Annotated in this window: 6 protein-coding genes; all 6 read right to left on the reverse strand. The window is 74.5% G+C overall.

Annotation, left to right across the window (positions count from 1 at the left end; all coding sequences use genetic code 11):
• Positions 1-42: 42 nt before the first annotated feature.
• Genes ADY59_RS44545 through ADY59_RS44570 form a run of 6 tightly spaced genes read right to left on the reverse strand, consistent with a single transcriptional unit; the run spans position 43 to position 10,308 of the window.
• The gene (locus tag ADY59_RS44545) at positions 43-837 is read right to left on the reverse strand and encodes a thioesterase II family protein (protein WP_049576565.1); all 795 of its coding nucleotides are present in this window, start codon (positions 835-837) and stop codon (positions 43-45) included.
• A gap of 10 nt (positions 838-847) precedes the next feature.
• Positions 848-1,921, reverse strand: a complete 1,074-nt coding sequence (locus ADY59_RS44550) for an HAD-IIIC family phosphatase (RefSeq protein ID WP_049576568.1) — start codon at positions 1,919-1,921, stop codon at positions 848-850.
• Positions 1,918-3,066: an acyl-CoA dehydrogenase family protein gene (locus ADY59_RS44555; protein ID WP_049576570.1), complete on the reverse strand. Its 1,149-nt coding sequence runs from the start codon at positions 3,064-3,066 to the stop codon at positions 1,918-1,920. Before ADY59_RS44555 ends, ADY59_RS44550 begins: the two co-directional genes overlap by 4 nt.
• Positions 3,063-3,311, reverse strand: a complete 249-nt coding sequence (locus ADY59_RS44560) for an acyl carrier protein (protein WP_049576572.1) — start codon at positions 3,309-3,311, stop codon at positions 3,063-3,065. The genes ADY59_RS44555 and ADY59_RS44560 overlap by 4 nt, the downstream gene beginning before the upstream one ends.
• Before the next feature lie 11 nt (positions 3,312-3,322).
• Positions 3,323-4,174, reverse strand: a complete 852-nt coding sequence (locus ADY59_RS44565) for a 3-hydroxyacyl-CoA dehydrogenase family protein (protein ID WP_049576575.1) — start codon at positions 4,172-4,174, stop codon at positions 3,323-3,325.
• Positions 4,175-4,200: 26 nt separating this feature from the next.
• Complete coding sequence (locus ADY59_RS44570) at positions 4,201-10,308, reverse strand: type I polyketide synthase (protein WP_231619188.1); 6,108 nt, start codon at positions 10,306-10,308, stop codon at positions 4,201-4,203.
• Positions 10,309-10,356 lie beyond the last annotated feature (48 nt).

Raw genomic sequence — 10,356 nt, forward strand, 5'->3', positions numbered from 1 at the left:
GGGTCTGACCGACCGGCGGGTCCCCCCCCACCCCCCGGTCGGTCAGACCCATGGGCGCAGGGCCTGGGCGACAAGGCGGTGGGTGCGCGCCGCCTGCTCGAAGACCGCGAAGTGGCCGCCGTCGAACGGGTGCAACGCGAACGGGGCCGCGGTCTGGTCGCGCCAGCGCGCCACCTTCTCCGGCTCGACGCGCGGGTCCGACGCGCTCGGCAGCGCCGAGATGGGCACGTCGAGCGGCGGCTCGTCCTGGTAGACGTACGTCTCCTTGACGGTGAAGTCCGCCTGGACGGCCGGCAGGATCATCGCCAGCGCCTCCGGATCGGACAGCAGCCACTCAGGCGTCCCGCCGAGCCTGCGCAGCAGGTCGACCACCTCCGGCCCGCTCATCCCGCGCACCGGCGGCCCGGGCTCGTAGGTGACGTGCGGGGCGTCGGCGCCGGAGACGAACAGGTGCACCGGCTCCGGCCCGCCGCGCCGCCGGATCTCCCGGACCAGCTCGAAGGCCACCAGCCCGCCCAGGCTGTGCCCGTACAGCGCGTACCGGCGGCCGGCCGCCGACAGCTCCACGTCGGCGAGCACCACGTCGGCCAGGTCCGAGACCAGCTCGGGCATGCCCAGATAGGGCGGCTCCTTGTGCCGCCCCTCCCGGCCGGGCGGCTGCACCGGCTGGACGGCGACGCCGGGGAGCTTGCGCTGCCACAGCCGGAAGGCCGAGGCGGCGCCGCCGGCGTGCGGCAGGCAGTACAGCGGCAGCGCCCCCGGCTCCGCCCCGGTCAAGGTCCGGAACGGCAGCCAGCGGACGAGGACGTCGTCGCTGGTCAGGTCATGGACGGTCATGGTCGGTCCCTCATTCGGCGATCTCCAGCTTCACGTAGGCGGGCGGCGGCTGCACGGCGTCCAGGTCGGCCTCCAGCACCACGTTGGCGCCGTCCCTGCTCACCTCCCTGAACCCGGCGAAGGCGTACGTGATCTGCATCATGCGGTTGCGGCCCGTCTCGACGAAGTCGGCACGGACGGCGGCGCCCGCGCCGGCGGCCAGCCGCAGGATGTGGTTGAGCAGCACCATCCCCACGCCGCGGGACATCACCCGGCAGGACATGAGCATCATGCACAGCCGCCAGCTGTCGGCCCCCTTCTCCACCAGCGCCAGCCCGATCTTGCCGTAGCTGCCGAACTTGTCGGTGAGGGAGGCGACGAGGAGCAGGTGGTCGGGCGACTCGCGCAGCGCGTCGAGCTCGTCGTAGGAGTAGGTGCGGCCGGTGGAGTTGAGCTGGTTGGTGCGGACGGTGAGCTCCTCGGCCCGCTGCAGGTCCTCCCTGCGGGCGGGCGCGATGGTGAAGGTCATGCCGAGGCCGGCCAGGAACTCCTCGCTGGTGCCGACGAACTCCTGCTCCAGCTCGTCCCTGGCGATCTGGCCCTGGTACATGGCGCGCCGCTGCGCCGACTCGTCGGTGACGAACCGGGGCCGGAACTCGGGCCTGGCCAGCGCCTCGTCCAGCTCCAGGATGTCGACGCAGGTCACCTCGGGCACCTGGTGGGCCACCTCGGCCCGCTCGAACTCCTGGTCGTCGACGAACGCGAACGCGTCGAGGCCGAGGTTGAGCGCCTTGGCGATGACCTTGATCGAGTCGGATTTGGCGTTCCAGTTGATCTGCGGGTGCAGGAACATCTCCTCCAGCCCGAGCTCGCGCAGCTTGGCCAGCGCCGCGTCGCGGTCGTTCTTGCTGGCGACGGAGTGCAGCACGCCCTTGCGGTCGAGCTCGTGGATGCGCTCGACGACGGCGGGCCGGACGGTGACGTCGCCGTCCTCCAGCAGCACCCCGTTCCACAGGGTGTTGTCGAGGTCCCACACGATGCACTTGATGCGGCCTCGGGCGGGCTTGACGGGCAGCGCGCCGGGCCGCTCGGTGGTCACGGTCATCTGGTCGTCTCCCGTTCTGCCTGGCCCGCGATGGTGATCCGCTGGACCTCGTTGCTGCCTTCGATGATCTCCATGACCTTGGCGTCGCGGTAGAAGCGCGCCACCGGTGAGCCGGGGGCGCAGCCGCTCGCGCCGTGGATCTGGACGGCCTCGGAGGCGTGCCTGGCCGCGGCGGTGGAGGCGAAGTACTTGGCGACCCAGGTGGCCATGATCGTGGCGGACTCCCCCGCGTCCTTGAGCCGGCCGGCCTCGGCGACGAGCAGCCGGGCCGCCCGCGCGTCGGTGACCATGTCGGAGAGCTTGGCCTGGATCAGCGGGAGTTCCGCCAGCGGCCGCCCGCCGACCTCGCGGCGGGCGGCGTAGTCCGCCGACGCCTCCAGGCACGCCTGGACGATGCCGAGCGACCCGGCCGCCACGCTGTAGCGGCCCAGGTCGAGGGTGCCGGTCAGGACCATGCCGGCGGTGAAGCCGCTCGGCCCGAGCAGCGCGTCGGGGCCGAGGGTCACGTCGGTGAAGGAGATCCGCGCCAGCATGGAGGCGCGGGTGCCGAGCATGTCGTCGATCGGCGTGACCTCGACGCCGGGGGTGTCCCTCGGCACCAGGAACGCGCCGATGCTGGTGGCGGTGCGGGCGAAGACGAGGAACACGTCGGCCCGCTGACCGCCCGTCGTCCACGTCTTCACCCCGTTGATCACCCAGCCGCCGCCCGCCTGGGTGGCGGTGGTGGTGATGCCGGCGGCGTCGCTGCCGGCGCCGGGCTCCGACAGGCAGAACGCGCCGAGCGCGTCGCCCCTGGCGAGCGCCGCCGACCAGCGGTCGCGCTGCGCGTCGGTGCCCCAGCGCCGCAGGGTCCACGACACCATGGTGTGCACGGTCAGCAGGCTGCGCAGCGACGAGCAGCCGCGGCCCACCTCCTCGTGCACCTCGCCGAGCGTGACCATGTCCGTGGACAGCGGGTCCCACAGCCCGGCTTCGGCGGCCCGTCGCAGCAGGTCCTCGGGCACCCGGCCGCTGCTGTCGTAGGCGTCGGCGTACGGCACCACGTGGGTGTCGACGAACGCGCGGGCCGAGCTCCGGTCGGTGACGGGGCCGGCGCCCGCCGGAGCGGTCTGCTCCGTGGCGGGCGCCGTGCTGGTGAGGGTCACGCGACGGCCAGGTCGGAGGAGAGCCGCGACACCAGCGCGGACATGGCGTCGGCGGTGCGGAAGTTGTCGATGCGCAGCTCCTCGTTGGGGATGGTCACGCCGAACGTCTTCTCGACGAACATGACCAGTTCCATGGCGAACAGGGAGTTGACGAAGCCGAGCGCGAAGATGTCCTGCGACTCGTCGATCTCCGCCTGCGGGTAGCGGCCGCGGATGAAGTCGAGGATCTGGGTCTTGCTGGACATGGGTGACTCCTTCAGCTCTGAGAGGTGTAGGTGTAGAAGCCGCGGCCTGACTTGCGTCCGTGCAGGCCGGCGTCGGTCATCTGCTTCAGCAGCGGGCAGGGGCGGTACTTGCTGTCGGCGTAGTGCTCGTAGAGGACCTCGACGCTGTAGAGGATCGTGTCGACGCCGATCAGGTCGGCGGTCTCCAGCGGGCCCATCGGGTGGCCGAAGCAGCCGCGGAAGACCTCGTCCACCGACTCGGCGTCGGCGACGCCCTCGTGCACCAGGTACGCGGCCTCGTTGACGGTCAGCATCAGCACCCGGTTGGAGATGAAGCCGCACGAGTCCTTGACGTCGACGGCCTTCTTGCCCATGGCCGTCAGCAGGTCCCTGGTGCGCTGGACGGTCTCGGGCGAGGTGTGGAAGCCGGGGATCAGCTCCACGACGGGCTTGGCGGGCACCGGGTTCATGAAGTGCACGCCGATCACCTTGTCGGGGCGGCCGGTGACGGCCGCCATCTTGGTGATGGGGATGGCCGAGGTGTTGACGACGAAGACGGTGTCGGGCCCGCACTCGGCGTCGAGCGTCTCGTACACCTCGCGCTTGACGTCCCAGTTCTCCGTCACGTTCTCGATGACGAGGCTCGCCTTGGCCGCGCCGGCGGCGCCGACGGCGGTGGTGATCCTCGACAGGATCTCGTCGGGGTCCAGGGAGGGGCCGCCCATGAGGCGGCTCATCCGGGCGTTGCGGCCGATGGTGGCCAGCGCCTCCGCCAGGATGCGCTCGTCCTTGTCGACCAGGACGACCTCGTGGCCGGTCTGGGCGAGGTTCTGGGCCACGCCGACGCCCATGACGCCGGCGCCGATCACGCCGATCACGGTCATGTCCGCTCCTTCTTCAGGTTGTGGTGTCACCGGCCGCGTCTGCGGGCGGCGGAGGCTTCGAGCCCGGATCTGCGCAACTGGGCGCGTACCTGGCTGCCACCTGGGTCGGTGGCCGCTGGCGCGGCGCCGGAGGCGAGGGCCTCGGCGGTGCCGGCGAGCGCGGCCACGGTGGGCGACTCGTAGAGGATGTGCGGCGGCAGCTCGGCCAGCTCGAACGCGCGGCGCACCGCCGCCACGATCGAGACGCCGAGCAGCGAGTTGCCGCCGAGTTCGAAGAAGTTGTCCTGTACGCCGACGCGCTCCAGCCGCAGCGACTCCGCCCAGATCGCGGCGATGGTCTCCTCGGCGTGGCCGGCCGGTTCCTGGTAGGGGGTGAGCAGCTCGGGGCGGGGGTGCCGCTCGCCGCCGGTGCCGCCCAGGCCGGGCGAGGTCACCGCCTCCAGCGTGAACCGGGCGCTGCCGGCGACGAGCGTCGGGAAGTCCTGGGTGGAGACGACGACGCGGGGCTCGCCGGTGGCCAGGGCGCGCAGCAGCGAGCGCCAGCCGTCGGCGAAGCCGATGCCGATCCTGGCCCGGTTGTCGCGGAAGAAGTCGCGCAGCGCCTCCTCGTACCCGTCGAGCCCGGCCTCCCAGGCGTTCCACGTCCATTCGCCCCAGCCGATCGCGACGACGCGGCGTCCGGTGGCCGCCAGCCGGCAGGCGTAGGCGTCCAGGTAGGCGTTGGCGGCGCAGTAGTCGACCTGGCCGGGGCCGCCGCCGGTGGCGGAGGTGATGGAGGAGAACAGGGCGAGGAAGTCGAGCGCGACCTCGTCGGGCCGGCCGATGCGGAGCGCTTCGGCGATCGCGTGCGTGCCGCCGACCTTGGGGGCGAGCACGTCGTCGAGCTCCTCGGCGCGCTTGAACTGCATGAGTCCCATCGCGGGGACGCCGGCGGCGTGCAGGACGCCGTGCAGCGCGCCGAAGCGGTCCAGGGCGGCGTCCACGGCACGGCGCACGTCCGCGGCCGACGCGGCGTCGCCGGTGACGAGCTCGACCTCGGCGCCGGCCTCGATCAGGCCGGCGACCTCGGCCACGCGCCGCCTGGTGGTCTCCCCGGCGTGCTGTTCGCCGGCCAGGATCGCGGGCCACTCGGCGCGGGGCGGCAGCCCGGTCCTGGCGAGCAGGACGAGTCTGGCGCGGCGTTCGCGGGCCAGGTGCCCGGCCAGGCCGAGGGCGATGCCGCCGAGCCCGCCGGTGATCAGGTAGACGCCGCCGTCGCGCAGCGGGTCCGGCGTGGCGGGGACGGGCATCGGGTCGTAGCCGGGCAGCCAGCGGCGGCCGCGGCGCAGCGCCACGGTGCGCTCGCCGTGCGGGCGGGCCAGCTCGGCCGTGAGCGCGTCCAGGTCCGGGGCGGCCGGGCCGGCGGGCAGGTCGATGAGGCGGGTGGTCACGCCCGGGTACTCCAGCGGGATCACCAGGCAGGGTCCGGCCAGGGTGGCGCCGGACGGGTCGGCGACCTCCTCGCCGAGCACCTGCTGGGTGCCGGAGACGGCCACGTCGAGCGACCAGCCGCCGATGCCCGACTCGCCCGCGGCGCGGGCGAGCGCGACGAGCGTGTGCAGGCCCCGGGAGACGGCGAGGTCGTGCGGTCCCGGCTCCAGCGTCCACAGGTGGACGACCCGGTCCAGCGGGCGGCCGGCGGCGCGCAGGTCGCGCAGCAGGGCGAGGAGGTCGGCGACGCTGCCGGGCCGGATCGTGTGGCCGTCGGGGGTGGCGGTGTAGGCGTCGCCGGGCCGTACCAGGGTGACGGTGACGCCGGTGGCGGCCAGCCGTCGGGCGGCCTCGTCGGCGAGGCCGTCGCGGGTGAAGATCAGCCAGGAGCCCGGCTGGGTGGCGGCGGGCGCCGGGGCCGCGGTCTGCCGCCAGACGGGCAGGTACAGCCACTGGTCCTCGGGCAGCTTCGGCAGTCCGGCGACGGCCTCGAACAGGTCCTCGGGCTCGGCGGCCGCGGCAGTGAGCCGGGCGCGGGCCGGCGGGTCGATCCAGTGGCGCTGCCGCTGGAAGGGGTAGGTCGGCAACGGGATCCGGCCGGGCAGCCCGGACGCGGCGGGCGGCTCGTCCGTGCCCGGGACGCGGCCGTGGTAGGCGTCCCAGTCGAGGGTGACGCCGCAGAGCCAGAGCCGGGCCAGGCAGCCGGTCAGCGTCTCGTCGCCGGGCGTGGTGTCGCTCGCGGCGGGCATGGTGTGCGTGATCAGCGGCCACCGCTCGGGCGGGCAGCCGGCGCCGCGCACCAGCGCGCCGAGCGACTGGCCGGGCCCGATCTCCACCACGGCGAGCTCCGGGTCGGCGAGCAGCCGTTCGGCGCCGTCGGCGAACCGCACGGTCGCGCACATGTGCCGGGCCCAGTAGCCGGGGTCGCACACCAGCTCGGCGTCCGCGACGCCGCCGGTCACGTTCGACACGTACGGCAGCGCGGGCGGGTTGAGCGTGATGTTGGCCTTGACCCACTGGGTGAGGTCGTGGGCCGCGGGCTCCAGCATGCGGGAGTGGAAGGCGTGGCTGGTCTCCAGGGGCCGGCAGGGGATCTCGGCCGCGCGCAGCTCGGCGGCCAGGGCGGCGACGGGCTCGGCGGGGCCGGCGACGACGGTGACCTGCGGGCCGTTGACCGCGGCCACGTCCAGCCCGCGCTCCTCCAGCCGGAAGCGGCGGCCCAGCGCGGCGGCGGGCAGCGAGACGGCGAGCATCGACCCGCCGGGCAGCTCCGCGATGAGCCGCGCCCGGTGGGCGACCAGGGCCACGGCGTCACCGATCGAGAGCACGCCCGCCAGGCAGGCGGCGACGTACTCGCCGAGGCTGTAGCCGAGCATGATCTCCGGGCGTGCGCCCCACGCCATGAGGGTGCGCGCGAGCGCGTACTCCACGGCGAACAGCGCGGGCTGGGCGATCTCGGTCCGCGCCAGCGCCGCGGCCCGCTCGTCGGCCGGGCCGCCGGCGGGACCGTCGCGGCCGAGGAGTGCCGCCAGGCCGGGGGCGGCGGCGCGGGCGCCGGTGAGCAGGTCCGTGACGCCGGTGACGTCCATGACGCCGGCCAGCGCCGCCAGGCACTCGTCGAGGGCCTGGCGGAAGGCGGGCTCGTGGCGGTACAGGTCGGCGGCGAGGCCCGGGTACTGCTCGCCGACGCCCGCGAGCAGGAAGGCGACCCTGCGGCCCTGCACGGTGTCGACGCGGGAGAGCAGTCCGGCGCCGCCGTCCAGGGTGGCGGCCGCGCCCGCGCCGTCGGCGGCGACCAGCGCGCGCCGGTGCTCGAACGTCTTCCGCCCGGCCTGCAGGGTGTACGCCGCGTCCGCCAGCCTGATGCCCGGCTCGCCGGCGAGGTGCCGGCCGAGCCGCCGGCACGCCTCGTCCGCCGCCGCGGCGGCCCGGGCCGACACCGGCAGCACCTGGTAGCGGCGGCCGGACGACTGGGCGTCGCGGGAGGTGGCGGGCGGCTCCTCGATCACCATGTGGACGTTGGTGCCGCCCATGCCGAGCGAGTTCAGGCCGGCGATGCGCGGCCGGCCGTCGCGGGTCCGCCACGGCGACAGCTCGGTGTTGACGTAGAACGGGCCCGACTCGAAGTCGATCTCCGGGTTGGGGCTGGTGTAGTGCAGGCTGGCCGGGATCACGCCGTCGCGGATCGCGAACGCGGTCTTGATCAGCCCGCTCGCCCCGGCCGCCCGGTCGAGGTGGCCGACGTTCGTCTTGACCGACCCGATCGCGCAGTAGCGCCGGTCGCGGGTGGGCCCGAAGGCGCGGGCGAGCGCCGCCACCTCGATCGGGTCGCCCAGCTCGGTGGCGGTGCCGTGCGCCTCGACGTAGCTGATGTCCTCGCCGGTGACGCCCGCGTCGGCCATCGCGTCGGCGATCACCCGGGACTGGCCGACGACGCTGGGCGCGGTGTAGCCGACCTTGAGCGCGCCGTCGTTGTTCATCGCCGTGCCGCGGATCACCGCCCAGATGTGGTCGCCGTCGCGCACCGCGTCGGGCAGCCGCTTGAGCAGGACGGCGGCGGCGCCGTCGCCGAACATGCTGCCCTTGGCCCGCGCGTCGAAGGTGCGCACGTGCCCGTCGGGCGACTCCTGCCCGCCCGGCCCGTACAGGTGGCCCACGCGGTCCGGCACCCGGATGGAGACGCCGCCGGCCAGGGCGAGCTCGCACTCGCCGTTGCGCAGGCTCTGCACGGCCATGTGGGCGGCGACCAGCGAGGTGGAGCAGAACGTCTGCACGGCGACGCTGGGCCCGTGCAGGTCCAGCAGGTAGGAGACGGTCGTGGGCAGGGCGTCCTTGTCGTTGCCCATGATCACTTCGAAGTCGCTGAAGCCGGCCTGGCCGCCTCCGCCGAGCAGGTGGTCGGTCATCCTGAGCAGGTAGGTGCTGATGTTGGCGCCGCCGAACACGCCGACCCGGCCCCGGTGCTCCGGCGCGGCGTAACCGGCCTGTTCCAGCGCCTCCCAGCAGACCTCCAGGAACGCCCGCTGCTGCGGGTCGGTGATGGCGGCCATGCGCGGGCTCATGCCGAAGAACGCCGCGTCGAAGCCGCCGACGTCGTCGAGCACCGGCCGCGCGGGCACGTACGCGGGGTCGCGCACCTGCTCGGGGTCGGCCCCGGCGGCGAGCAGCTCCTCCTCGGAGAAGAACGTGATCGACTCGACGCCCTCGCGCAGGTTCCGCCAGAACGCCTCCACGTCCGGCGCGCCGGGGAAGCGGCCGGCCATGCCGACGATCGCGATCCGCCGGTCCTCGTCCTCGTCCTTGCGCTCGGTGACGCGTACGGGCTCCGCCCGCGCCGCGCTCACGGGCTGCTGCCGGGGCTCGCGCCGCTCGTCGAGGATGGCGGCCAGCGTGGCGACGGTGGGCGCCTCGAACAGCGTCACGGTCGGCACCGCGATGCCGTGCCGCTTCTTCACCAGCGCCAGCATCTGCAGCGCCACCAGGGAGTTGCCGCCGAGGTCGAAGAAGTTGTCCCGGGTGCCGACGGGCTCGACGCCCAGCACCTCCGACCAGAGCGCGGCCAGGTCCCGCTCGCCCGGCGAGATCGGCGCCGTGTACGGCTGGGGCAGTTCGGGCCGGGGAAACCGGTCGCCGCTCCCGGCCGCCGTCTCGCTCGCGGCGGCGTTCATCGCCCTGGGGAGCCGGTCGTCGAGGCCGCCCGCGGCGACGACGACGCGCTCGGCGTCGCCGGCCCGCACCCGGTCGAAGGCGGCCAGCGCCTCCTGCGCCGTCATGGAGTGGGCGGCCATGGCGGCGCCCAGCCCGCCCTCGATGCGGTCGAGCGTCACCGCCCAGGTGTCCCAGCTCGCGGCCGTCCACCGGGTGGCGCCGCCGTGGTGACGGTGGGCGATCGCGGTCAGCGCCGCGTTGGCGGCGGCGTAGCTGCCGAACGTGATGCCGCCCAGCAGTTCCGACGTGGAGGAGAACAGCACGCAGAAGTCCGGCGTGAGCTCCGCCTCTGCCAGGGCCCGCTCCAGCGCCAGCGCGCCGCCGACCTTGGCGTCGAAGTGGCGGGCGACGGCGTCCCCGTCGAGCTCGCGCAGCGGGCGGAAGGTGTCGGGCGTGGTCACGGCGGCGGCGTGCACGACGCCGTCCAGGCGGTCCTCCCCGGCGAGCAGCGCGCGTACGGCCGCCGTGTCGGTGACGTCCACCTCGGGGGTGCTCACGTCGGCGCCGAGCTCACGCAGGGCGCGCACGGCCCGCGCGCGCGGGTGCGCGTCGTCGCCGGGGACGCCGCTCCGGCTCGCCAGGATCAGCCGGCCGGCGCCCTCGCGCGCCAGGTGCCCGGCCAGGAGCAGGCCCACGTCCCCGAGGCCGCCGGTCACCAGGTACGTCCCGCCGGGCCGCACCGCCGCGCCTTGCCCGGACGTGGTGTCCCGGGGGGTGTACGCGCGGGTCAGGCGGGTGCCCCGGCGGTAGGCGACGAAGACGTCGCCGGACGGGACGCGCAGTTCCGCCTCCAGCGCGGCGGCCACCTCGGTGGCGTCCGCTCCGGCGGCCACGTCCACGGTGGCGCAGTCGAGGTTCAGGTACTCCTGGTTGGCGACCATGGGCAGGGTGGCGGCGGCGGCCATCCCGGGGCCGGGGCGCTCGCCGTCGTCCACGGCCTGCCCGCCGCGCGTCACGAGGATGATCCGCGCCGTCCCGGCGGTCGCCTCCCCGGCGAGCAGCGC

It is taken from the genome of Nonomuraea sp. SBT364, from assembly GCF_001083785.1.
Taxonomy (GTDB): domain Bacteria; phylum Actinomycetota; class Actinomycetes; order Streptosporangiales; family Streptosporangiaceae; genus Nonomuraea.